The 23,069-nt window shown below is 72.3% G+C and carries 22 protein-coding genes and 1 pseudogene; 9 read left to right on the forward strand and 14 right to left on the reverse strand.

The window, feature by feature from the left end:
- Positions 1 to 53 precede the first annotated feature (53 nt).
- Both ACFTZC_RS15755 and ACFTZC_RS15760 read right to left on the reverse strand, forming a co-directional pair.
- Positions 54 to 584, reverse strand: a complete 531-nt coding sequence (locus tag ACFTZC_RS15755; protein ID WP_382889890.1) for a potassium channel family protein — start codon at positions 582 to 584, stop codon at positions 54 to 56.
- Positions 585 to 726: 142 nt separating this feature from the next.
- Entirely contained in the window at positions 727 to 1,284 is a 558-nt protein-coding gene (locus tag ACFTZC_RS15760) for a TetR family transcriptional regulator (RefSeq protein ID WP_382889892.1), read from the reverse strand.
- A 180-nt stretch (positions 1,285 to 1,464) separates the two neighbouring features.
- Here ACFTZC_RS15760 and ACFTZC_RS15765 point away from each other — a divergent pair, with 180 nt between their 5' ends.
- From ACFTZC_RS15765 to ACFTZC_RS15775, 3 genes are all read left to right on the forward strand, one after another.
- Positions 1,465 to 2,229 carry a dienelactone hydrolase family protein gene (locus tag ACFTZC_RS15765; RefSeq protein ID WP_382889894.1) on the forward strand — a complete coding sequence of 255 codons (765 nt, stop codon included), beginning with the start codon at positions 1,465 to 1,467 and terminating at the stop codon, positions 2,227 to 2,229.
- 130 nt (positions 2,230 to 2,359) lie between these two features.
- Positions 2,360 to 3,457: a glutamate--cysteine ligase gene (locus ACFTZC_RS15770; protein ID WP_382889896.1), complete on the forward strand. Its 1,098-nt coding sequence runs from the start codon at positions 2,360 to 2,362 to the stop codon at positions 3,455 to 3,457.
- 42 nt (positions 3,458 to 3,499) lie between these two features.
- Positions 3,500 to 5,572, forward strand: a complete 2,073-nt coding sequence (locus tag ACFTZC_RS15775) for an alpha-glucuronidase (RefSeq protein ID WP_382889898.1) — start codon at positions 3,500 to 3,502, stop codon at positions 5,570 to 5,572.
- A gap of 49 nt (positions 5,573 to 5,621) precedes the next feature.
- Here the strand turns inward: ACFTZC_RS15775 and ACFTZC_RS15780 are convergent, their stop codons facing one another.
- The 5 genes from ACFTZC_RS15780 to ACFTZC_RS15800 form a co-directional block, all read right to left on the reverse strand.
- Complete coding sequence (locus ACFTZC_RS15780; protein WP_382889900.1) at positions 5,622 to 7,673, reverse strand: beta-galactosidase; 2,052 nt, start codon at positions 7,671 to 7,673, stop codon at positions 5,622 to 5,624.
- The gene (locus ACFTZC_RS15785; RefSeq protein ID WP_382889902.1) at positions 7,670 to 8,362 is read right to left on the reverse strand and encodes a hypothetical protein; all 693 of its coding nucleotides are present in this window, start codon (positions 8,360 to 8,362) and stop codon (positions 7,670 to 7,672) included. Before ACFTZC_RS15785 ends, ACFTZC_RS15780 begins: the two co-directional genes overlap by 4 nt.
- A gap of 94 nt (positions 8,363 to 8,456) precedes the next feature.
- Positions 8,457 to 10,106 carry an extracellular solute-binding protein gene (locus ACFTZC_RS15790; protein WP_382889904.1) on the reverse strand — a complete coding sequence of 550 codons (1,650 nt, stop codon included), beginning with the start codon at positions 10,104 to 10,106 and terminating at the stop codon, positions 8,457 to 8,459.
- Between the two features lie 56 nt (positions 10,107 to 10,162).
- Positions 10,163 to 11,035 (reverse strand): carbohydrate ABC transporter permease, encoded by an 873-nt coding sequence (locus tag ACFTZC_RS15795; RefSeq protein WP_382890013.1) that lies wholly within the window; start codon positions 11,033 to 11,035, stop codon positions 10,163 to 10,165.
- A 47-nt stretch (positions 11,036 to 11,082) separates the two neighbouring features.
- Entirely contained in the window at positions 11,083 to 12,102 is a 1,020-nt protein-coding gene (locus ACFTZC_RS15800; RefSeq protein WP_382889906.1) for an ABC transporter permease, read from the reverse strand.
- A gap of 215 nt (positions 12,103 to 12,317) precedes the next feature.
- On the opposite strand from ACFTZC_RS15800, the gene ACFTZC_RS15805 reads away from it, so the two are divergent.
- The gene (locus tag ACFTZC_RS15805) at positions 12,318 to 13,379 is read left to right on the forward strand and encodes an acetylxylan esterase (protein ID WP_382890015.1); all 1,062 of its coding nucleotides are present in this window, start codon (positions 12,318 to 12,320) and stop codon (positions 13,377 to 13,379) included.
- Between the two features lie 234 nt (positions 13,380 to 13,613).
- Here ACFTZC_RS15805 and ACFTZC_RS15810 read toward each other — a convergent pair.
- Positions 13,614 to 13,925: pseudogene (locus ACFTZC_RS15810) on the reverse strand (glycoside hydrolase family 3 C-terminal domain-containing protein); the annotation flags it as partial.
- 251 nt (positions 13,926 to 14,176) lie between these two features.
- Between ACFTZC_RS15810 and ACFTZC_RS15815 the strand changes: the two are divergent.
- The 3 genes from ACFTZC_RS15815 (at position 14,177) to ACFTZC_RS15825 (ending at position 17,606) form a co-directional block, all read left to right on the forward strand.
- A complete protein-coding gene (locus ACFTZC_RS15815; protein ID WP_382889908.1) occupies positions 14,177 to 15,214 on the forward strand; it encodes a LacI family DNA-binding transcriptional regulator in 1,038 nt (345 codons plus the stop codon).
- 19 nt (positions 15,215 to 15,233) lie between these two features.
- On the forward strand, positions 15,234 to 16,247 hold the full coding sequence (locus tag ACFTZC_RS15820) for a LacI family DNA-binding transcriptional regulator (RefSeq protein ID WP_382889910.1): 1,014 nt from the start codon (positions 15,234 to 15,236) through the stop codon (positions 16,245 to 16,247).
- 291 nt (positions 16,248 to 16,538) lie between these two features.
- Positions 16,539 to 17,606 (forward strand): AI-2E family transporter, encoded by a 1,068-nt coding sequence (locus ACFTZC_RS15825; protein ID WP_382889912.1) that lies wholly within the window; start codon positions 16,539 to 16,541, stop codon positions 17,604 to 17,606.
- Between the two features lie 15 nt (positions 17,607 to 17,621).
- Here ACFTZC_RS15825 and ACFTZC_RS15830 read toward each other — a convergent pair whose 3' ends face one another.
- Positions 17,622 to 17,777 (reverse strand): DUF6131 family protein, encoded by a 156-nt coding sequence (locus ACFTZC_RS15830; RefSeq protein ID WP_382889914.1) that lies wholly within the window; start codon positions 17,775 to 17,777, stop codon positions 17,622 to 17,624.
- The gene (locus ACFTZC_RS15835; protein ID WP_382889916.1) at positions 17,774 to 18,598 is read right to left on the reverse strand and encodes a TioE family transcriptional regulator; all 825 of its coding nucleotides are present in this window, start codon (positions 18,596 to 18,598) and stop codon (positions 17,774 to 17,776) included. The genes ACFTZC_RS15830 and ACFTZC_RS15835 overlap by 4 nt, the downstream gene beginning before the upstream one ends.
- A 58-nt stretch (positions 18,599 to 18,656) precedes the next feature.
- Here ACFTZC_RS15835 and ACFTZC_RS15840 point away from each other — a divergent pair, with 58 nt between their 5' ends.
- The gene (locus tag ACFTZC_RS15840) at positions 18,657 to 19,907 is read left to right on the forward strand and encodes an erythromycin esterase family protein (RefSeq protein ID WP_382889918.1); all 1,251 of its coding nucleotides are present in this window, start codon (positions 18,657 to 18,659) and stop codon (positions 19,905 to 19,907) included.
- An 18-nt stretch (positions 19,908 to 19,925) separates the two neighbouring features.
- On the opposite strand, the gene ACFTZC_RS15845 is transcribed toward ACFTZC_RS15840, so the two are convergent.
- Both ACFTZC_RS15845 and ACFTZC_RS15850 read right to left on the reverse strand, forming a co-directional pair.
- Positions 19,926 to 20,195, reverse strand: a complete 270-nt coding sequence (locus ACFTZC_RS15845) for a sigma factor-like helix-turn-helix DNA-binding protein (protein WP_382889920.1) — start codon at positions 20,193 to 20,195, stop codon at positions 19,926 to 19,928.
- A gap of 158 nt (positions 20,196 to 20,353) precedes the next feature.
- Positions 20,354 to 21,091 (reverse strand): SDR family oxidoreductase, encoded by a 738-nt coding sequence (locus ACFTZC_RS15850; protein WP_382889922.1) that lies wholly within the window; start codon positions 21,089 to 21,091, stop codon positions 20,354 to 20,356.
- 138 nt (positions 21,092 to 21,229) lie between these two features.
- Between ACFTZC_RS15850 and ACFTZC_RS15855 the strand changes: the two genes are divergently transcribed.
- Entirely contained in the window at positions 21,230 to 21,820 is a 591-nt protein-coding gene (locus ACFTZC_RS15855; RefSeq protein WP_382889924.1) for a TetR/AcrR family transcriptional regulator, read from the forward strand.
- Here the strand turns inward: ACFTZC_RS15855 and ACFTZC_RS15860 are convergent.
- Together ACFTZC_RS15860 and ACFTZC_RS15865 are read right to left on the reverse strand one after the other, a co-directional pair.
- A complete protein-coding gene (locus ACFTZC_RS15860) occupies positions 21,771 to 22,568 on the reverse strand; it encodes an FAD:protein FMN transferase (RefSeq protein WP_382890017.1) in 798 nt (265 codons plus the stop codon). The two genes, ACFTZC_RS15855 and ACFTZC_RS15860, sit on opposite strands and share 50 nt — an antisense overlap.
- A gap of 34 nt (positions 22,569 to 22,602) precedes the next feature.
- On the reverse strand, positions 22,603 to 23,058 hold the full coding sequence (locus ACFTZC_RS15865) for an FMN-binding protein (RefSeq protein ID WP_382889926.1): 456 nt from the start codon (positions 23,056 to 23,058) through the stop codon (positions 22,603 to 22,605).
- Positions 23,059 to 23,069: the final 11 nt, after the last annotated feature.

Genomic DNA, 23,069 nt, shown 5'->3' on the forward strand with positions numbered 1-23,069 from the left:
GCCGGCACGGTCACCCACCGCGCCGGTCCCGCCGCCCCGGCCTCCCGCCGTTGTCAGCCGTCGCCGGTCGGGCGGGGGCCGGGGGGCTCCGGCGGCCGCCCGGTGCCGTGCGGGGTGAGCAGGTGCTCGATGCGGTCGAGCCGGTCGTGGAGGGCGCGCACATCGTGCGAGATCCCGGCCCGCCCGCCGTGTGCGGCGCGTTCGAACACGGCGGCCAGTTCGTGCAGGTCGTGCCCGGCGTCACCGACGAACCAGGTGGCGACGGCCGCCGTGACGACGCTGAACACGGAGATCCCGGCGAGGAGTACCACCGAGGCGATGACCCGGCCCGGCGCGGTGACCGGATACAGGTCGCCGTACCCGACGGTGGAGGCGGTCTCGACGGACCACCACAGCGCGAGCGGGAAGGACGTGATGGTCGCATGCGGCGCCGACCGCTCGAACGGGACGATGATCCACGAACCGGCCAGCAGCACGACGGCCACCGCGACCACGGCCCAGCCGGCCGCCCGTACGTGAAGACGCTGCCACCGCTCACCGCCGAGCAGCCGTTTCAGCACACGAGTGAAGGACAGCAACGGCACGGACCCACCTCGCTCCGGCGGCGGACAACGCTCGACCGCCCCGAAACTACCCGTGCCGTGACGGTCCCGGGGCCCTGACACACGCGCGCCACGGCCATGCGGCGGCGGAGGCCTCGCCGGGGACTCCGAGGGCAGGGTCCGGTCAGCGCGGCGCGACGAGGCGTCGTACCGCGTCCCGGACGACCGCGACGCAGTGTTCCTCCGACAGGCCGTCGGTCCCGGAGGCCCGTGCCCAGTAGGTGGCGGTCGCGAGGATCAACTGGAGGAGTTCCCCGGGATCCCACGCCCCGTCGACGGTACCGGCGGCCTGGGCCCGCCGTACCGCTTCGATCTTCCGCTCCGCGTGCGCGCGGACGTCGCCCGTCCTCAGGGCGCGTTCACACTCCTCCTCCAGCCGCATCCAGGCCATCATCCGCAGGTCGTCCGGGTGCCGGAAGAAGTGCCCGGCGAGCCGGCCCGCGTACTCCACGAGGTCGCCGTCGTCGATCCCGACGGCCATCGAGCTGCGCTCCACGGCGCCTCGCACGGCCTCGTCGAACAGCGTCCGCTTGTCGCCGAAGTACGCGTAGAGCCGTTCCTTGCTCGCCCCGGCGTTCCGCGCGATCCGGTCGACTCGGGCGCCGCCCACGCCGTGGCGGATGAATTCGTCCATGGCCGCCTCAAGGATCCGCTGCCTCGCTTCCGCGCCTGTCCTTCGCATGGCGAGCAGCGTACATACAAACAAGTTTGTTTGACTTGCCCGCCGGGCAGTCGCAGACTGCTCCCATCCGCGAACCGAACTGTTCGTCCCGGCCCGGCGATCCGTGAGAGGACGACCGCCCGGCGCCCCGCGGCACACTCTCGGCTCGCCCGTTCATCCGAACCGAAAGAGGGACTCCTCATGGCCGGCACGCACGGATCCTCCGTCGACATCACCACCCCGGACGGAACCGCCGACGCCTATCTCACGCACCCGGACGACGGCGCCCCGCACCCCGCCGTGCTCTTCTACATGGACGCCTTCGGGCTCCGCCCCCACCTGAGGTCCATGGCCGACCGCCTCGCCTCCGCCGGTTACACCGTCCTGGTCCCCAATGTCTTCTACCGCCATGGCCGCGCTCCCGTGGTGGAGCTGCCCGACTTCATCAACCCCGCCGACCGCCCGGAGATCTTCGAGAGCATCCGCCCCGCCGCCCGGACTCTCACCCCCGAGGGGGCCGTGCGGGACGCCGGTGTCTATCTCGACTGGCTGGCGGCCCACCCCCTGACCACGGGCGGCGCGGCGGGGGTCACGGGCTACTGCATGGGCGCCGGCCTGGCCCTGCGCACCGCCGGGGGACACCCGGAGCGCGTGGCGGCCGCGGCCGGCTTCCACGGGGCGTACCTCGCGACCGACGCCCCGGACAGCCCCCACCTGTCGGCCGACCGGATCACCGCCGAGCTCTACTTCGGCCACGCCGATCAGGACCGGACCAACCCGGCCGAGCAGATCGACCGCCTCGGCAAGGCCCTCGGCGCGGCCGGTGTCCACCACCGGTCCGAGGTCTACGCCGGCGCCCACCACGGCTTCACCCAGGCCGACACGGCGATGTACAGCGCCGAGGCGACGGAACGCCACTGGACCGCCCTGCTCGACCTGTTCGGCCGTACCCTGCGCTCCGGCTGACGCGCGGGGAGATCGGCAACTGCCGTGTAAACCGGGGAAGTTGGAGTGGCCGGTTACGGATGAGGGGGTATGGCGGCGGGGGCCCCGCCGCGCACATACTCGAAGCTCCGCAGCCCGGGAGGGGAACCTCATGGCGCAACCGCTCACTGTCGGTGCCGAGGAGGAGTTCTTCCTGGTCGATCCGGGCAGCGGGGCGGCCGTTCCCGCCTTCGAGGCGGTGAGCGCCGCCGCGTCGTCCGCCGGACCCGCCCGCCGGCTCCAGCCGGAGGTGTCCTCGGCCCTGATCGAGGCGGTGACGGAGCCGCATCGCGAACTCTCCCTGCTCGCCGACGACATGCGCGCGTTGCGCGCCACCGCCGCGGCCGCCGCCGAGGCGGCCGGCTGCGCGGTGCTGGCGTGCGGAACGGAGCTGCTGGCCGGGCCGTACATGCCGCCGACCGGGAGCTCCCGCTACCGCGCGATCCACCGGAAGTACGGCGCCCACGTGTTCGGTCATATCCCGTGCGGCCTGCATGTCCACGTCGGCATGCCCGACCGGGAACACGCCGTCCGGGTGAACAACCACCTCCGGCCCTGGCTGCCCACACTCCAGGCGCTGGCGGCCAACTCCCCCATCATGCTGGGAGAGGAGACCGGATACGCGAGCTTTCGGTCAATGTGGTGGGCCTACACACCGGTGGCAGGTCCGGCTCCGCTGGTCGCCGACGCGGGTCAGTACGACGCCCTCCTCGACAGCCTGGTCGCCTCGGGGGTGATCCTCGACCGGAAGATGGCGTACTGGTTCGCCCGTCCCTCCGAGGACGTGCCCACCATCGAGATACGGGTCATGGATGTCTGCCCCACCAGCGACACCGAGATCATGCTGGCGGGGCTGGCCCGCGCGCTGGTCGCCACCTGCCTCCAGGCGGTGGAACGGGATGCCCAAGTCCCCTCGGTCTCCGAGCAGTTGTTGACCGCCGCCCACTGGCAGGCCGCCCGGTACGGACTGGAGGGCGACGCCCTGGACGTGTCCACCGGACGCCCGCTCCCCGCTTGGACCCTGGTGGAACGGCTGGTGAAGCACGTCACTCCCGCCCTGTCGGACGCGGGGGACCTCGCCCTCGTCAGCGATCTGCTGCTGGACCTGCGCACGCGTGGCTCCTGGGCCGGCCGGCAGCGGAGGATCCTCCAGGAGGGGGGCACACCGGCCGACGTGTCGGCGTATCTCCGCTCCCTGTTCCTGGTGTGAGGGTCACCTGTCACCGTCCGCGCACACCGACCAGGAGGCTCAGTGACGGTATCCGCGCCCGAACCCGTCCCCGTACCTGAACCCGCACCCGCACCGCCCGGCGGCGTCGACCCGGCGTGGCTGCCGCCCGAGGTCTTCCGCCCGATCGGTTCCCGGCGCACCCTGATCGCCGGGACGGGGCCGCTGGTGGAGACGGTGCACGGTGAAGTGGCGGACGCCTGCGCCCGGTTCGGGGGGCAGGTCGTCAGGGACGCGCGGACTCGAAACGCGTGGACTCCGGACATGCCGTACGACGTGGTGGTGGAGGTGGCCGGGGGCGACGGCCAGGACGCCCTCGGCGGTGAGGGGTTCGCGCTGGTACGGGCCGACGGTGTGACCCGGGTGACGGCCGGAGGTCAGGCCGGGCTGCTGTACGGGCTCTTCCATCTGGTGCGGCTCGGCGAGGCGGCCTTCCGGGGCGAGCGGCCCCGCGAGGTGCACCGCCCGGCGCTGGCGCTGCGGATGCTGGACCACTGGGACAACGTCGCCGTCCATCCGGTGATGGGCCAGGTGGAGCGGGGTTACGCGGGCGGCTCGCTGTTCTGGCGGGACGGCCTGGCCCGGGGCTCGCGGGACGAGCTGGAGCGGGTGCGCCGGTACGGCCGGCTGCTGGCCGCGTGCGGCGTCAACGCGGTGGCCGTGAACAATGTGAACGTGCACCGGGCCGAGGCGCGGTTGCTGACCGACCGGATCGGTGAGGTGGCCGCGATCGCGGACGCCCTGCGCCCGTACGGGATCCGGACACATCTGTCGGTCTCCTTCGCCTCTCCCGTCCTGCTCGGCGGCCTGCCGACCGCCGATCCGCTGCACGAGGCGGTGCCCGGCTGGTGGGCGGAGACGACCCGCCGGGTGTACGCGGCGGTGCCCGACTTCGGCGGGTACGTGGTGAAGGCCGACTCCGAGGGGCAGCCCGGCCCGTTCACCTACGGCCGCAGCCACGCGGACGGCGCCAACCTGCTGGCCGGGGCGCTCGCCCCGTACGGCGGTACGGTGCACTGGCGGGCCTTCGTCTACGACCACCGGCAGGACTGGCGGGACCGGTCGACGGACCGGGCCCGCGCGGCCTACGACCACTTCGTGCCGCTGGACGGCGAGTTCGCGCCGAACGCGGTGCTCCAGGTGAAGCACGGGCCGCTGGACTTCCAGGCGCGCGAGCCCGTCTCCCCCGTGATCGGCGCGATGCCGGACACCCGCCTCGCGGTGGAGGTGCAGGCCACCCAGGAGTACACGGGACAGCAGCGGCACGTGTGCTGGCTCGGGCCGATGTGGAGCGATGTCCTGCGGTTCCGTCCCGAGGGCGCGTCGCACCCGGACGTCGGGGAACTGGCGCGCGGCGGCGGCCTGGTGGCGGTGTCGAACGCCGGTGACGACCCGTTCTGGACCGGTCATCCGCTGGCTCAGGCCAACCTGTACGCGGTGGGCCGGCTGGCCTGGCAGCCCGACGCCGACCCGCGCGCGGTGCTGCGCGAGTGGATCGAGCTGACCTTCGTCCCCGGGGAGAGCGCCGACCCCGGGCGGCTGCGCGAGGGGCTGCACGCGGTCCTGGACGGCTCGTGGCACACGTACGAGAAGTACACGGCGCCGCTCGGCGTCGGCTTCATGGTGCAGCCGGGGCACCACTACGGGCCGAGTGTGGACGGCTACGAGTACAGCCCCTGGGGCACCTACCACTTCGCCGACCGGGACGGCGTCGGCGTCGACCGCAGCCGGGCGACCGGCACCGGGTTCGCGGGGCAGTACGCGAAGCCGTGGGCGGAGGTGTACGAGTCGCCCGGGACCTGCCCCGACGAACTGCTCCTCTTCTTCCACCATGTGCCGTACGGACATGTGCTGCACAGCGGCAGGACGGTGATCCAGCACATCTACGACACCCACTTCGACGGGGTGGCGGAGGCCGAGGAGGCGCGCCGCGTATGGGCCGGACTCGCGGACCTGGTGGAACCGGCCCGCCATGGCCGGGCCGCGGAGCGTTATGAGGAGCAGGTGCGCGGCGCCCGCGAGTGGCGCGACCACATCAACACGTACTTCTTCCGGAAGTCCGGCGTGCCGGACGCCCACGGGCGCCGCATCCACTGACCACGCGGCGGCCCCGGGGAGGCGGTGGCCGTCCCGGGGCCGCCGGGTGTCAGTGGGCGCGGCCCTGCTCCGGACGCAGCACACGGACTCCGTACGGGTCCAGTGTGAGCGTCTCACCGCGCTCGGCCCGCTTGCCGGTGAGCAGGTCCACGGCCGTGGTGTGGGCGGTCACGGACACCGGTTCGGGCGCGTGGTTGAGCAGGAAGAGCAGCCGGGTGCCGTCGGGGGCGGTGCGGGCGGCGGTCTCGACTGACAGGTGGTCCGCGTACGGGCCGACGAGTCCGTGGCGGGCGAGGACGCGGCGTACCACCCAGTCGACGCCCGGCTGGTCGAGTGCGGTCGCGACGTACCAGCCCTCGCCCCCGCTCGCGCCGACGGGGTGGCGGGTGACGGCCGGGGTTCCCGCGTAGAAGTCGGCCCGGTAGGTGCCGACCGGCTCGGCGCCCCTCGGCAGCACGATCTCGAAGACCAGGCGTGCCTCGGTGTGCAGGGCCTCGTCGCCCGTGCCGAGCACGACCGGGTTGGCGGTGCCGGCCGGGCGGGCGTCCCACTCGTCGACGCGGACGCCCAGGAGACCGGCCAGCGGGCCGGGGACATCGGTGAGGAACGCGTTGTCGTGCTCGTCGACGCGGCCGGAGAGGAACGTCGTCAGGACGGTGCCGCCGCGCGCGGCGACGGCCTCCAGGCGCGGGGCCAGATCGCCCTTCACCATGTGCAGGACGGGGGCGATGACCACGTCGTACGGGGTGAGGTCGGCGGTGACCGCCACCACATCCACGTCCGCGCCCGCCGCGCGGGCGGCCCGGTAGTAGGTGTGGACCACGTCCTGGTAGCGGACGAGGCGGGACGGCCCGTCCGAGAGCTCCAGTGCCCACCAGCTGTCCCAGTCGAAGAGCAGCGCGGTACGGGCCGGGGTGCGGGCGCCGAGCGTGGCCGGGCCCAGCTCCGCCAACTCCCTTCCCAGATCGGCAACTTCACGGAAGACGCGGGTGTCCTCGCGGCCGGCGTGGCCGATGACCGCGCCGTGGTATTTCTCGCAGGCCCCGCGCGAGGCGCGCAGCTGGAAGTACAGGGCGGCGTCGGCGCCGTGGGCGACGGCCTGCCAGGTGGCCAGCCGCAGCTCACCGGGGCGCCTGAGCGGGTTCACCTCGCGGCAGGCGGTGGTGGAGGGGGTCTGCTCCATGAGCCAGAAGGGCGCGCCGTCCTTGAGACCGCGCATCAGGTCGTGCCCGAGGGCGGCCCGGGTGGGCGGGGCGTCGAGCGGCGGATAGCTGTCCCAGGAGGCGAAGTCGAGATGGGGCGCCCAGCGGTGGTAGTCCAGCGGGCGGTAGGCGCCCATGAAGTTGGTGGTGACCGGTGTGTCCGGGTCATGGGCGCGGATCGCCTCCTTCTCGCCGAGGAAGCAGCCGAGGAGGGCGTCCGTGGTGAAGCGGTGGTAGTCCAGGGTGATGCCCTGGAAGGCGGTGTGGTCGGGTCCGCGCCAGTGCTCGGTGAGGGCGCTGGGCGCCTCGATCTCCTCCCAGTTCGTGTAGCGGTGCGACCAGAAGGCCGTGCACCAGGCGTCGTTGAGGGCGTCGAGGGCGCCGTACCGCTCGCGCAGCCAGACGCGGAACGCGGCGGCGCACCGGTCGCAGTAACAGGCCCCGCCGTACTCGTTGTTGATGTGCCAGGCGAGCAGGGCCGGGTGGGCGGCGTAGCGCTCGGCGAGGCGGTCCGCGAGGGCGGCGGAGAGCCGGCGGTACGCGGGTGAGCCGGGGCAGAAGTTGTGGCGTTGTCCGTAGCGGTGGCGGCGGCCCTCGAAGTCGGTGCGGTTGACCTCGGGATGGGCGCGGGCCAGCCAGGGCGGGAGGGCCGCGGTGCCGGTGGCGAGGCACACGCGCCGGTCCTCGGCTGCGGCGCGGTCGAGGATGCGGTCGAGGACGGTGAAGTCGTAGGTGTCCTCGGCGGGTTGGGTGAGCGCCCAGGAGAAGACACCGACCGTGAGGGTGTCGATACGGGCCGCGCGGAAGAGGCGGTGGTCCTCGTCCCACACGGGTTCGGGCCACTGCTCCGGGTTGTAGTCGCCACCGTAGGCGATCTTGTCGGTCTCGGGGGTGGTCATACGGTGAAGTCCTCCTGGGCCTCGGTGATCACCGGGCGGGTCGTGTTCAGCAGGCAGAGCAGCAGCGGCGCGGCGAGCAGGGCGGGCAGGGCCTCGGTGAAGAGCACGGTGAGGCCGGCGGCGAGGGCGAGCAGGGAGGCGGTGCCGAGAGTGGCCCCGCCGTGCCGGAGCAGGAGATACGCGGCCAGTCGGGCGGTGTCGGCGGTGCGGAAGGTGAAGAGCGAGGCGAGCACGAGCGCGTACGTGCCCCACAGCACCGACACCAGGCCGGTCAGCGCCAACAGCCAGGCCCACCAGCGGGGCAGCCCCGCGGCGGGGAAGCGGGCGAGCGAGAAGCCGATGACCGAGAGCCAGCCGAGCAGCGGCGCCCACAGCTTGAGCACGGGCACGGCGTTCAGCCGCCAGCCGCGCGTGTACGCTCGGGCCGGACGGAGCTCCGTGAGGTCCCGGCCGCGGCGGTGGAGCGCGTACAGCGCGGCGGACAGGGCGGGGCCGAGCGGCAGCAGACAGACGGCGGCGAGCGGCAGGTTGGACGCACTCCGGGCGAGGAAGAGGAGGGCGACGAGGCAGGGCGAGGCGGCCACGAGGACCATCAGCTGGGTGACGAGCAGGGTGTGGACGAGGGCGGCGGCCCGGGAGAGCGTTCCCGTGCCGAAGGTGTGGCGGCGGGCCGCCTCGGGGGTACTCATCCTGACTCCTTCTCCGGTCCGGTCCGGCGGCCCGGGGTGCGCCGCCGGGCCGCCCGATCCGGTGTGCGGTGGTGCGGGGCCGGGCCCGGCATCGTCAGCCGTTCTCCTTCTTGAACCGTTCGTACGCCTTGTTGGTCACGTCGACGAACTGCTGCATGTTCTTGGCCTTCAGTTCGGCGACGTAGTCGTCCCATTCGGACAACGGCCGCCTGCCGAGCGCGAATTGGAGGGTGTTCTGCTTGACGTGGTCCCTCAGCGGGGTCTCCCAGAGCGTGGCCTGCTCCTGCTCCATGGCCTGGAGCGGGTGGGCCGGCTCGACGGGGAGCCGCTCGCGCCGGGCCATCGAGTCCTGGAACGCCTTCTCGTCCGCCGTGAAGGAGGACGCGACCAGGGACCAGGTGCCGCCGTAGGCGAAGACGCCGTTGGAGAACCCGTAGTCCTTCTGCAGGTCCTTCTCCGCCTCCGGGTTCAGTCCCAGGACCTTGATGCCGTCGAGGGGCTGGTACCGGCCGGGTCCTGAGGTCGTGTACGTGACGTTCCTGACGCCCCACTTGGCGAATTCCTGCCCGGCGTCCGAGTACCACAGCCAGTCCACGAACTGCATCAGCGCGACGAAGTTCTCGCTCTTCAGGGCCTTGCTGGAGATCAGCATGCCGTTCTCCAGGCGGCTGCCCGCCACCACCGGGCCGGCCGGGCCGATCGGCACCGGGATCATCTCCACCGTGGCGCCCTTGATCTGCTTCGCCAGGTTTTTGCGGTACTCGTCCGCCAGGACCTGCGGGTTGCCGCTGATCACGAAGGACCTGCCGCCGAAGAGCTTCTGCTTGGCCTGGTCGTCGGACTGCGTGAAGCTCTCCGGGTCCACCAGCCCGTCGGAGACCAGCTTCCTCAGGTAGGTGAGCATCGCGCGGTACGCGTCCATGGCGCCGGTGAAGACGAACTGCCGCGCCTCGGCGTCCCAGGTGGCGTTCTGGTATCCCCAGCCGCCCTTGGTGCCGTAGGACGGGGCGAGGAAGTTGAGCAGCGCGCCGCCCGGCTCGGGCTGGTTCCAGCGGTCCGAGAAGGGATACACGTCGGGGTGGGCCTCCTTGAGGTCCTTCAGCACCGCGTGGACCTCGTCCCAGGTGGCCGGCAGGCCGAGCCCGGCCTTCTCCAGTACGTCGGTGCGCAGGGCGAGGGAGTAGCCGGGCTTCACCTTCTCGTGCAGGCCCGGCAGGAGGTAGTACCTGCCGTCGGCCTGCCGGACGGAGTCCAGATCGGCCGCCAGCCCCCACTTCCTGACCTTGTCCTGGAAGTGCGGCATCAGGTGCGCGTACTCGCTGACCGGGAGGATGGCCCCCGAGGAGACGAACGCGGTCTCCGCGCCCGGGTACGTCTTGGGGATGAGGAAGGGCGCGTCCCCCGCTCCGATGAGCAGACCCCGCTTCTTCTCGTAGTCGCTGTACGGGACGGCGGTCGCCTTGAGTGTGACGCCCGTACGCCGGGTCAGCTCCTTCCAGAAGAGCCAGTCGTCCTTGAGCGGATAGGTCGGCATGTTGTTGTGGAGGATGGTGAAGGACAGCGGCTCGGTGGCCTTGAACTGGTCACCCACGCCGTACTTCTTCATCGCGCCGGCCTGTTTGCTCGCGAGGTCCTTCGCGTCCCCGTCGGCCTCGCCGCTGCCGCAGCCGGTGAGAACGGTGAGGCCGGCGAATCCGGCGGCGGCGAGCAGGCTCCGCCGCGAAAGCTGTCCGGAGTTCTTCACGGATACTCCTTTGTTCCGTATGCGGGTGTTCCTCCGTGGTGGAGCGGGTTCTTTCGTCAGCCCTTGACCGCGCCGAGGGTGACGCCGGAGACGAAGTAGCGCTGGACGAACGGGTAGACGGCGAGGATGGGAAGGGCGGTGAGCAGAATCGTCACGGCCTGGATGTTCGCCCCCACCTGGGTGAGCTGCTCCGACTCGGCACCCAGGTTTCCCCCGCCGGTCGCGCCGGCGATCATGTTGCGGAGATAGACGGTGACCGGCATCAGTTCGGCCCGGTCCATGTAGAGGAAGGCCCCGAACCAGGAATTCCAGAAGGAGACCGAGTAGAAGAGCACCATCGTCGCGATCACCGCTTTGGAAAGGGGCAGCACGACCCGCAGCAGAATGCCGTAGGTGCTCAGCCCGTCGATCTGCGCGGCCTCTTCGAGTTCGGTCGGCAGCCCCTCGAAGAACGCCTTCATCACGAGCAGGTTGAAGACGCTGATCGCGTTCGGGATCACCAGCGCCCACAGTGTGTTCTTCATGTCGAGGCTGGTGATGAGGACGTAGTTCGGGATCAGGCCGCCGGAGAAGAACATGGTGAAGACGGCGACGCCGATCAGCGCGCCACGGCCCTTCAACTGCCGCTTCGAGAGGACGTACGCGTAACAGGTGGTGAGCACCATGGCGATGACCGTGGCCACCACCGTGTAGAGGACGGTGTTGCCGTAGTTCCGCCAGAACATGCCGTCCGAGACGACGAGGCGGTACGTGGTCAGGTTGAAGCCCTCGGGCAGCAGGCTCACCTGGCCGGCCCGGATCCGGTCCTCCGCGCTGAGGGAGCGGGCGATGATGTTCACGAAGGGGTAGAGGGTCACGGCGACGACCCCGGTGAGGATCAGCCCGTTCACCCCTTGGAAGACGCGGTAGCCCCGGGAGGGCCGGTGCACCGAGACGCGCGGGCGCGGGGCGCGGCGGCGGGGGCCGCCCGTTGTGGTCACCACAGGCTCGTCCCCACCGTGCGACGCGAGAGCTGGTTCGCGGAGAAGATCAGTACGAGGCCGATGACCGCCTCGAACAGGCCGATCGCGGCGGCGTAGCTGAAGCTGTTGGACTCCACCCCGGCGCGGTACAGATACGTGGAGATGACGTCCGCGGTGGGGTAGGTCAGCGGGTTGTAGATCAGCATGATCTTCTCGAATCCCACCGCCATGAACGTGCCGATGTTGAGGATCAGCAGCGTGATCATGGTGGGGCGGATGCCGGGCAGGGTGATGTGCCGGATCTGCTGCCAGCGGTTGGCGCCGTCGATACGTGCCGCCTCGTACAGCTGGTCGTCGACGGTGGTGAGCGCGGCGAGGTAGAGGATGGTGCCCCAGCCGGCGGTCTGCCAGATCTCCGAGCCGACGTAGACCGTACGGAACCACTCGGGTTCCTGGAGGAACGGGATCGGATCGTGGCCGAAGGTCCGCAGCGCGTGGTTGACGGGGCCGTCCGTGGCGAGGATCTGCATCGTGATGCCCGCGACGATCACGACGGAGAGGAAGTGCGGGAGGTACGACACCGACTGCACGAACCGTTTCAGCGCGCGGGTGCGCACCTCGTTGAGCAGCAGCGCCAGCACGATCGGGATCGGGAAGCAGAACACGAGCGTGAGGGTGCCCAGCCACAGTGTGTTGGTGAAGACCTGCCAGAAGGTGGGGTCGCTGAGGAACATCCGCACATAGCGCAGGCCCGCCCAGTCCTCGCCCAGGATCGAACCGCCCGGCTCGAAGCGGCGGAAGGCGATCACGTTCCCGATCATCGGCAGATAGCGGAAGACCAGGAAGAACAGCAGCGGCAGCACCGCCAGCGAGTACAACTGCCAGTCGCGGCCCAGTGCTTGGCGCCAGGTGCGGCGCGCGACGGGCGGCGTGCCGGGCGGGCGGTGTCCGCCGGGCGGCCGCGGCTCCGGGGGGCGGTGCGGCGGTTTCCGCGTGCCGTCCGGCGGTGGGTCCAGTGCGGTGGAGGTGCTCATGCCCGGGCCTCCGTGGTGTGGGCGGAGTGGGTGGCCGGGCCCGGGGGCCCGTCCGCAGAGGGGGGTGGTGCGTAGGTGGTTCCTGGCGCGCCCGTCGCCCCGCACGGGGGGCGTCAACTCCGCAGAGGGGCTGTTACCGTCCTCCGGAGATGTTCGACCGGACAGCGGAACGGCCGGACGGCTGTGCGCCGTCCCCGACCGCCCTGCGAGGTGCCGTGCCCGCCTTCGATCTCCCCCTGGACGAGTTGCAGCGCTACCGCCCCGTGCTCGACGAGCCCGCCGACTTCGACGCCTTCTGGCGGGACACCCTGAAGGATGCGGAAGAGGAGGCGGAAGGGGCCGGCCCGGTGGTGTCGCAGTGTCCCGTGGACACCGGACTGCGGCTGGTCGAGACGTGGGACGTGGCCTTCCGCGGATTCGCCGGCGAACCGGTGCGCGCCTGGTACACACGCCCCGCCGGGGTGTCGCGCGCCCTGCCCGCCGTCGTCGAGTACGCGGGGTACGGGCGCGGGCGCGGGCTCCCGCACGAGCGGATCACCTGGCCCGCCGCCGGGTTCGCGCACCTCCTCATGGACAACAGGGGCCAGGGGGACCGGTACGGGTGCGGTGGTGACACCCCGGACCCGCACGCCTCCGCGCCCGGTGGCCCCGGGCCCGCCGCGCGCGGCCTGCTCGCGCCGCGCGACTACCACTACCGGCGGCTGATCACCGACGCGGTGCGCGCCGTCGCCGCGGTGCGCGCGCTGCCGGGCGTGGACGGCGCCCGGGTGGCCGCGGTCGGCAACAGCCAGGGCGGAGGGCTGGCGCTGGCGGTCGCCGGCCTCGTCCCTGACCTCACGGCGGTGCTGGTGAGCGCTCCGCTGCTGTGCGGGATCCGCCGCGCGCTGGACCTCGCGGGCGCCGGGCCGTACGACGAGATCGCCGCGTACCTCGCGGTGCGCCGCGAGGCCGTGGGCGCCGCGCTGCACACGCTCTCCTACGTGGAGGGGGCGTCCTTCGCGCGCCGCGCCCACGCACCGGCGCACTTCGGTGTCGGGCTGCGCGACACGGTCTGTCCGCCCAGCGGCGCCTTCGCCGCCTTCAACCGCTACGGCGAACTGACCGGCCGGGAACCGCGCCGGGAGATGCACACCTACCCCTTCAACGGGCACGAGGGGGGCGACGCGGTCCATGTGCGCGGACAACTCTCCTGGCTGCGCGCGGTGGTGGACGACGCGGCAGGCGGTGCGGACGGCGCTGCGGCAGGGGACGCCGTGGGCGGTGCGGTGGGCGGCTGAGTGACGGAGGTGTCCCTCGGGGCTCGCGCCGCCGCGCCGCCCGGTGTTGCGTACGGTGACCGCGCGGCGGATCGCTCCGGCGGCCTCGACCAGGGGTGCCTCGACCGCGAAGCCCTCGTAGGCGAACTCCGTGCAGCTCAGGCCGAATCCGTGGCGGACGGCTGGCGCGGTGTCGACCCGGGTGACGGAACTCGCGCCGCCCAGCGGCGGGTGCGGACAGCTGTACGGCTGGGCACCGGCCCCGCGCGGCAGGCTCATCGGCAGGCGGCCGGACGGGTTGACGCGCCCGCTGAGCACTCGGGCGGCGGCGCCCGCCCCCTCCTCCCCCGGGAAGAAGGCCTGCACCACGGCCGCGGCGCCCTCGAACATCCAGCCGACGGCATAGGCGCGTCCGGTCAGCGGGACCACGATCGTCGGGGTGCCGGTGGCGACGACCGCCTCGACGAGGGTCCGCTGCGCGCCGGGGAGTTCGAGGTCGTCGACGTCGCGGCCCTCCCCGCTCGTACCGAACCCGAGGCCGACCGCTTCGTCATTGAGGGCAGACACGTATCACTTCTCCGCGTTCGGCGGGCCGTCCCGCAATTCCCGGCAAGTGGATCTCTGCAACCGCCCGCAAGAGTTGCGGCGGATTCATGACGCGGACGCTAAGTCCGGGTAAAAACGGGTGTCAAGGAATCGGATAGGAACTCGCGGACCACCTGTGGTTTGCATGAGGAGTTGGCGGAATATTCCGCCAACTCTTGCGGGAATTTGCGGTACAGCCGTACCGTCAGTGCGCTCTACGAGAGGGAGCCGGCATGACCGGTCGGGCAACGATGGCGGCGGTGGCCAAGGCGGCGGGGGTCTCGATCTCCACGGTGTCACGGGTCCTCGCCGACAAACCGGATATCTCCGAGGAGACGCGGGGCCGCGTCACACGGGCGGCGAAGGAGACCGGATATGTGGCGCGCAAGGGACGGCAGCAGCCGCAGGACGGCATCCTCGACGTCCTCATCGAGGGGATCGCCACCCCCTGGGCGGGGGAGCTGATATCCGGGGTGCAGACCACCGCGTTCAGCCTCGGGTACCGGCTCGCGCTCACGGCCACCGGCCACCCGCGCTTCAGCATCCGCGACTGGATCACCGTCCGCAGGACGCGCCCCACGGACGGGGTGATCCTGGTGCTCTCCCGCGCCCGCCACGACGAGATCGCCGCGCTGGCCGGTCTGTCGGCCCCGCTCGTCCTGCTCGATCCGGTGGGCACCGGCGAACCCACCATCCCGACGGTCGGGGCCACGAACTGGTCGGGAGGGGCCGCCGCCACCCGGCACCTCCTCGAACTCGGGCACCGGCGCATCGGGTTCATCGGCGGGCCCGCCGAGATCCAGTGCACCCGCGAGCGGCACGAGGGCTACCTCGCCGCGCACCGTGAGTTCTCCGTCGCCCCCGACCCCGCTCTCACCCGCTACGGGGACTTCCTCCTCACCGGCGGAGTCGCCCACGGTTCCGCGCTGCTCGACCTCCCGGACCGGCCCACCGCCGTCTTCGCAGGCTCCGACGGGCAGGCCGCCGGCGTCTACCAGATGGCCCGCGCGCGCGGACTGCGCGTCCCCGAGGACCTCTCCGTCGTCGGGTTCGACGACACCACGATCTGCACGATGCTCGCCCCTCCGCTGACCACGGTCCGCCAGCCCCTGGCGGAAATGGCCGCGGAGGGAGTACGGCTCATCGCACAGGAGCGGTCACGGCCCGGTTCGTCGCAGGGGCGGCGGATCGAGCTCGCGACCTCGCTCGTGGTCCGGGACAGCACCACACCGCCCGCCGCCGTCGAGGGGACGCCCTCGGTCAGCACCTGACCCGCTGGAGGAGACCGCCATGAACGGACGGACGACCGTACGGATGGCCACGGTGGCCGAGCTGGCCAACGTCTCGCAGAGCGCGGTCTCCAAGGTGCTCAACGGCCGCCCGGGCCCCTCCCCCGCACTGCGGCGGCGGGTCATGGACGCCGTCGCGGCCACCGGCTACCAGTGGCATCGCCGCGCGCCGCGCCACGGGTCGGTGGAGGTGGTGTTCGGCAGTGTGGGCAGCGCCCTCAACGCGCCCCTCCTACGCGGGTTCTCCGCCGTGCTCCGCGCGGCCGGCCGGCCGCTCACCGTCAGCCATGCCGACGGCGACCCCGACTGGCTGGAACAACTGCTCGCCCACCGGCCGGCCGGCGCCGTGTGCGTGCTGTCCCCCGTGCCACCCGAGGTGCGCCGGCGACTGGCCGAGGCCGGGCTGCCCACCGTCATCCTCGACACGATCGGCGACGCCCCCGCGGAGATGAACGCCGTCGGGGCCACCCAGTGGCGCGGCGGGGCGCTGGCGGCCCAGCACCTCACGGGGCTCGGCCACCGCAGGATCGCGCTCATCACCGGACCGCTGGACCTGGTCTGCTGCCGCGCCCGCTTCGGCGGGTATCTTTCGGCGCTGCGCGAGGCGAACATCCGCCCGGACCGGGCGTTGATCCGTTCGGTACGCTTCCAGGCGGAACCGGCCCGGCGCGCCGCCCACGCCCTGCTGGACGACTGCCGGACCCCGACCTCCTTCGTGACCGGCAACGACCTCCAGGCCTTCGGCGTGATCGAGGCGTGCGCCGAGCGCGGGCTGCGGGTCCCCGAGGACATCTCGGTCGTCGGATTCGACGACATCGACGCCGCGAGGTCCTCGGCCCCCGCCCTGACCACCGTCCGCCAGCCCTTCGAGGACATGGCCGCCGAGAGCATCCGGGTCCTGGGCGCCGTCACCGACAACCCCTCGCCGGCCCCCGTCCGCCTCGACATGTCCGTGGACCTCGTCGTCCGGAAGTCGACCGGTCCGCCCGCCGGCCACGACCGCCGGCCGGAGTGAGCGCTCCGCGCCCGGGGACCGGCCGGCGATTCACCCATGGGGAATCCGCCGGTGGGGGTGACTTCCCGCGCGAGCGGTCGCGAGAACCGCGGATGGTGCGCGGTCGTCTGGTACCAGCAAGGAATGCCCAGGCCATCGCACCCGCAGCCCGATCTTCCGGATCCAGGTCTCCCGAATGACGGGCGGCGCCGCCGGAAGCGGATCCGTACAGCACCACGCGGCACCGCCGGATCCGCGGCGCGGCACCCCGGGGCACGGCGCCCGGCGGGCGCGCGGGCGGAGGAATCACCGATGTCCCCCGCGCTGCGGAAGAGCGCCGCCTACGCGTGGCGGATCCTCCTCGTGGCGGCCCTCGTGTACGGCGCGCTCGTCGTGCTGGGACGGTTCCACGATCTCGCGGTCGCGGTCTTCCTCGGGCTGGTCGGCGCCGCGATGCTGCGCCCGGTGGCGGACTTCCTGACGCCCGCGCTGCCCCGGTCGCTCGCCGTCGCGGTGGCGCTCCTCGGCAGCATCGCCCTGCTCCTCGGTCTACTGGCCCTGGTCGGTGAGGCGGTGGCCGGGGAAACGGCCGGTCTGGAACGGCAGTTCGGCGCGGGCCTGTCCAGGATCGAGCGCTGGCTCGAAGGGCCGCCGTTCCGGTTGAGCCACGGTGCGCTGACCGATGTCCGGGCCCGCACGGGGCAGTTCCTGTCCAGTCATCGCACCGCCGTGATCAGCACGGCACTCACCGGCGTGGGCCGGTTGATCGAGGTGCTGACCGTGCTCGCCCTGGCGGTCTTCTGCTCGGTCTTCTTCATCCACTCGGGCGAGCGCCAGTGGCGCTGGTTCTGCGATCAGCTGCCCGCCGCGGCGCGCGGGCGGACGGAGATCGCGGGGCGTGCGGCCTGGGGGACGTTCATCGGGTACACCCACGGCATCGTCCTGGTCTCCTCGACCAACGCCGTCCTCGTCGGGCTGGCCCTGTTCGCCCTGGGGGTGCCGTTGGCGCTACCGCTGGCCGTGCTGGAGTTCTTCGCCACCTTCATTCCCCTGGTCGGTTCGCCGATCGCCCTGGCGATCGCGGCGGTGGTGGCTCTGGCGCTGAAGGGTCCGGTCGTGGCGGCGATCGTGATCGCGCTCATCGTGATCATCGGCCAGATCGAAGGACATCTCCTCCACCCGCTCGTGATGGGCTGGGCCGTGCGCCTGCATCCGGTGGTGGTGGCGCTCTCGGTGCTCGGTGGCGCGATCGCCGCCGGAGTGGTCGGAGCCGTGGTGGCGGTGCCACTGGTCTCCATCGTCTGGGCCGTCCACCAGGCACTGCGGAGGGACAGGGAACGCGGTGGCGGTGCGACGACGCCGCGGGACCGGCGCGCGTGAAGCCCCGCCCCGTCGTCACCAGTAGTGCCGCCTGCCGCCCACCGCGTGCCCCAGGGCTCCCAGCGCCCAGAGGATGGCGCCGATGGCGACAAGGATGATCCCGATGGTCCACAGAACGGAGAGGCTGGTGACGAATCCGACCACGAGCAGGATGATGCCGAGGACGATCACCGTGTCCTCCTCTCGCCGGTCATTTCCTTCATTCTCCGCCCGTCGTGCCCGCCCCGCGATTCCACCTCACGGAGGTACGCGTCCAGTTCGGCGGCCCCGGTCAGCATCGCCCGCCCGCGGGCGGACAGCCGGCCGTGCCAGTCGCCCAGCGCGGACTCCAGCGGCTCCAGCCCGCCGGCCGCCCGCACCTGGGCGATCAGCGGCGCGATCTGCTCCAGCAGATAGCCGCCCCGCCTGAGCTGGTGGGCCAGCCGGGCGTCCCGTACGTCGGCCTCGTCGTAGACGCGGTATCCGGTCAGCGGGTCACGGCGCGGGCGGACCAGCCCGGCGCGCTCCCACGCGCGCAGCGTCGCGGGCCGGATGCCGAGTCTCCCCGCGAGCGGCCCGATGAACATGCCGCCGGTCGACCTGCCGCCGGGCCCGGACACCGCGGTCGGCCCGGACCGGCCGCCGGGCTCGCGCGGTGTGGCGGGCTCCAGGTCGCGGAGGGCGCTCTCGACGGCCCGGAGGGTCGCCCGGTCGTCGAGGAGCTGGGCGTGGCTCTCGTCGATGAGGCGCAACGCCTCATCGGCCGCGCCCCGGTTCACGGCCCGCATGATCGCCGACGCCGTCCGGTGGCCGTGCGCGGGCACCAGGGCGAGGAACGCGCGCAACGCCCGCGCGTGCAGCGGGGTGTAGGCGCGGTACCCGTGGGGCGTGCGATCCGCGGCCGGAAGGATGCCCGCCTCTTCGTAGTTCCTGACCGCCTGCGTGGACAGACCGTGCCCACGCGCCAGATCGACCGGCCTGAGCCGCTCCCCGTTTTGAAGGTTCCGTCCCATGATGTCGACGTTATCGCGGAAAAGTTTCCACCGAAGGTTCAACGATACCGTTGATGGCATGGATGCTGACATCAAGGACATCACCCCTGCCGTCACGACCTCTGCTGTCACGCCCCGTGCCGTCGAGATCCGTGCCGTCGAGGCCGCCGCCGTCATGGGCCTCCTTCCGGTCCGGCCGCGGCTGCTCGCCCTGGGCGAGCCCACCCATGGCGAGGACACTCTGCTCGATCTGCGCAACGAGCTCTTCCGGCAGCTTGCCGAGAACGAGGGCTACCGGACGATCGCGATCGAGAGCGACTGCGTGGCGGGCCTGGCCGTGGACGCGTACGTCACCTCGGGCACGGGCACGCTCGACGAGGTCATGGAGCGCGGCTTCAGCCACGGCTGGGGCGCCTCCGCGGCCAACCGCGAACTGGTGCGCTGGATGCGCGCGTACAACGACGGCCGGCCCGCGTCCGAACAGCTCCGCTTCGCCGGTTTCGACGGCCCGCTGGAGATCACTCACGCCGCGAGCCCCCGGCACGCCCTCACCGCCCTCCACGGCTACCTCTCGGCCCGGGTGGACGCGGACCTGCTCCCCTGCACCGCGGACACACTCGACCGCCTGCTCGGCAGCGACGACCGGTGGACCGACCCCGCCGCGATGACGGACCCGTCCCGGTCCACGGGGCAGTCGGCGGAGGCCGGCCGGCTGCGGCTGCTCGCCGACGATCTGGTGGCGCTACTCGACGCGCAGACGCCGCACCTGATCACGGCGACCTCGCGGGACGACTGGGACCGGGCGCGGCTGTACGGGCGCACCGCGACCGGTCTGCTGCGCTACCACTCCGGCATGGCCGACAACTCCCCGGCCCGTATGACACGGCTGTGCGCGCTGCGGGACGTGATGATGGCCGACAATCTCCTCGCCGTCGCCGCCCGGGGCCCGGCGTTCGTCCACGCCCACAACTCCCATCTCCAGCGGGAGAAGAGCGGCATGCGGATGTGGCAGGGGCCGGTGGAGTGGTGGAGCGCCGGCGCCCTGGTGAGCGCCCGGCTCGGGGAGGAGTACGCCTTCGTGGCCACGGCCCTCGGCACGATCCGGCACCAGGGGGTGGACACCCCGCCGCCGGACACCCTCGAAGGACTCCTGTACGCGCTCCCGGAGGACCGCTGCCTCCTCGACGCACCGCGGCTGGCCGCCTCCCTCGGCGGTACGCCGCCCGCGCCCCGCGCGTCCCCCTGGTTCGGCTACGCCTCCCTCGACCCGGCCCACCTGGCGAGCCTCGACGGCGTCGTGTTCGTCAAGGACGTCCCGCCGAGCCACTGAGGGCGGCGCGTGAGGCAGTCAGGGCGCGCCCGTGGCGTGTGCCGCGGCGTGTTCCGCGGCGTCGAGCAACTGCCACAACGTCGTACCGGCCCGCGCGCCCCGTGAACGCACCGTACCCACGGGGCAGCGGCAGAGCGCCGCCGCCTCGGCGTACGGCACACCGAGCAGCTGCATGGAATACAGACGTGCCTGGTCTTCGGCCGCCAACGACTGGCGGCCGGCCTCGGGGCCTTCGCCGGCGGCGTCGCGGGCGGAGAGGGATACCGACTGGCCGAGCGCGCCGCCCACCCCGGGCTCTGCCGGCTCGGCGTGGCCGCGCGATGCGTCGTGGTGCCGCCGCTGCTGACCGCGGCACTGCGCGACGCGCCGTCGTCACGCCCGCCATGAGCCGCGCGATCGGTGCGGATCGGCCACCGCCGCGCCGGTCGCGCCCGGCCGCAACGGCCTCAGTCCTGCGCGGTGGGACGCACGACGATGTCGCCCACGTCGACACTGTCCGGCTGCTCAACGGCGAAGGCTACGGTGCGGGCCACCGCCTCCGGGGGGATCGCGATCCTGTCCATCGTGTCGAGGATCTGGGCCTTGACCTCGGGGTCCGGCATGGGGCCCGCGAAGTCCGTGCGGACGAAGCCCGGTGAGACGACGGTGACCCGCAGATTGCCGCCGGCCTCCTGCCGCAGCCCTTCCGAGATGGTGCGTACGGCGTTCTTCGTACCGGCGTACACCGACATGGTCGGGCTGATCCTCAGACCGGCGGTGGACACGATGTTGACGAAATGCCCGAAGCCCTGCTGCCGGAAGACCGGCAGGGCCGCGGCGATCCCGTACAGCACGCCCTTCAGGTTGACGTCGATCATCTCTTCCCAGTCCTCGACGCGGAGGTCGTCGAGGGGGGAGATCAGGCCGACCCCCGCGTTGCCGGCGAGGACGTCGAGCTTGCCGAACCGGTCGCGTGCCAGCGTGACGAGGCCGGAGAGGTCCTCGCGCCGCTTCACGTCCGTGCGGACCCAGGCGGCCTCACCGCCGGCCTTCTCGATCCTGGCGGCCAGAGCCTCAAGCCGCTCCACGCGGCGCGCCCCGAGGACCACCTTCGCGCCACGCTCGGCGAGCAGCAGCGCGGTCGCCTCTCCGATGCCGCTGCCGGCGCCCGTGATCGCCACAACCTTGCCTTCGATTCCCGACATGAACGAGAGTCCTTCCAGAGACGGAACGAGGGCAGACCTGCGTCATGCCCTACAGTGAAAGTGGGGGCGCCGCCACTTTCACTCAGGCTAAGTGGCGGCTCCTCCACTTAGCAAATGGCGATGAGGGGAGAGTCACTGATGGCCCGAGCCGTCGAGCGTCCGCTGAGGGCCGACGCACAGCGCAACCGGGACAAGATCCTGGCCGCGGCCGTGCGGGTGTTCAGCGAGGAGGGACTGGACGCGCACTTCGAGCGCATCGCCAAGGAGGCCGGAGTCGGGAGCGGCACCCTCTACCGGAACTTCCCGACCCGGGAGGCCCTGATCGAGGCGGCCTACCGCAACGAGGTGGCCCGCCTGTGCGACGCCGTCCCCGACCTCCTGGCCGCCCTGCCGCCCGGTGAGGCCCTGCGCGCGTGGACGCGCCGCTTCATCGACTACGCCACCGCCAAATTCGGCATGGCCGACGCCCTGCGGGCCGTCGTCGACTCGGGCTCCAACCCGTACGCCGGCAGCCGCGACATGATCCAGGACGCCCTCTCCTCACTCATGGAAGCCGGTACCGCGGCCGGCGAGATCCGGTCCGACATCCGCCCGACCGACATGTTCGCCGCGCTGGCCGGTATCGCCCTCACCTCCGCCCAACCGGAACAGCGTGAGCAGGCCGAACGCCTCCTCGACCTCACCCTGGACGGACTGCGACCGGCGGCCCGGCGGCCCGCCACGAACTGACATCGCCCCCGGACGGATCGCGGTGAGGGGACGCCTGCCCGGGGAAGCCCGGCGTCCGCCAGGACCGGCCGTCGGGCAGGACGGCGAACGCCTCGTAGCCGTCGAGGGACTCCACCCAGTCTCGAGCCGCCTCGCCCATGGCGAAGGCCGCGGTGGCATACGCGTCGGTCAGGGTGAGCCCGGGGCCCGTGAGGGTGATGGAGGCCGGGCCGGTAGCGGGCGCTCCGGTGTGCGGGTCGACGATGTGGGCGCCGCGTTCGGCCGTGCCCGAGGTGGCGACGGCCAGGTCCCGGCCGGTGACGACCGCGCACAGCGCCCCCGGACGCAACGGGTGGGCGATCCCGGTACGCCACGGCGTGCCGGGGGCCGCCTCGCCCCTGAGCCGGAGGTCGCCGCCGCCGTTGACACAGGTGTTACGGGCACCCGCGTCGTACAGGACGCGCGAGGCGTGCTCGACCGACCACCCCTTGACCAGTCCGGACGGGTCGAGCGTGCCGCCCGGCCGATGGCTGAACCAGCCGCCGCTGACCCGCGCCGCGTCCTCGCAGAGGGCAAGGACGCCCTGCACCTCCGGCGAACAGTCGGCCGGCCGGGCTTCGCCGCGCGCCAGGCGGCTGACGGCACTGTCCGGGCGGTACGGGGAGTACTCGGCGTCGACGTGGTGCAGCCAGGCCACGGCGTCCCTCAGGGCCGCCCCGATCGCCGGGGTGCGGGGGTCGCGGATGTCGAAGGAGAAGACGGTGCCCATGACGTGCTCGACGTGGCGCAGTCCGGGCGGGGCGTCAGACACCGGCCTGGTCCAGCGCGCTCTGCAGCGACAGGATGTAGCCCTGGCTGGTGTAGCTGGCGCCGGAGACCGCGTCGATGTGCGCGCTGTGCGCCGCGAGCGCTTCCTGCGTCAGTCGGGGTACGGCGGTGGCGGCGAGCTGTCTGCTGCGGCCGTCCCCGGAGGGTGCCTGCACGACCTTGACGGCGGTCAGCTGTCCGTTCCTGACGGTCGCGGCGACCTGCACGGTGCCGTACTGGGTGGGCACGGCGTCTCCGGTGTAGGTGCCGCCGGTCGGGTGCGCCCCGCCCGCCGGGTGCGACGACGCGCTCCGCGACGGAGGCGCGGCGGGCGCCGGGGGTGTGCCCGCCGCGAGTGCGGCGGGACGGTGCGGCTTCAGGGAGAGCAGCAGGACGACGACGGCGCTGGTCGACGCCGCGGCCAGCACGGCTCGGCGGACGGGTGCGGACATGCCGGGGCTCC

The sequence above is a fragment of the Streptomyces sp. NPDC056987 genome (assembly GCF_042673865.1).
In the GTDB taxonomy this organism is placed as follows: Bacteria; Actinomycetota; Actinomycetes; order Streptomycetales; family Streptomycetaceae; genus Streptomyces.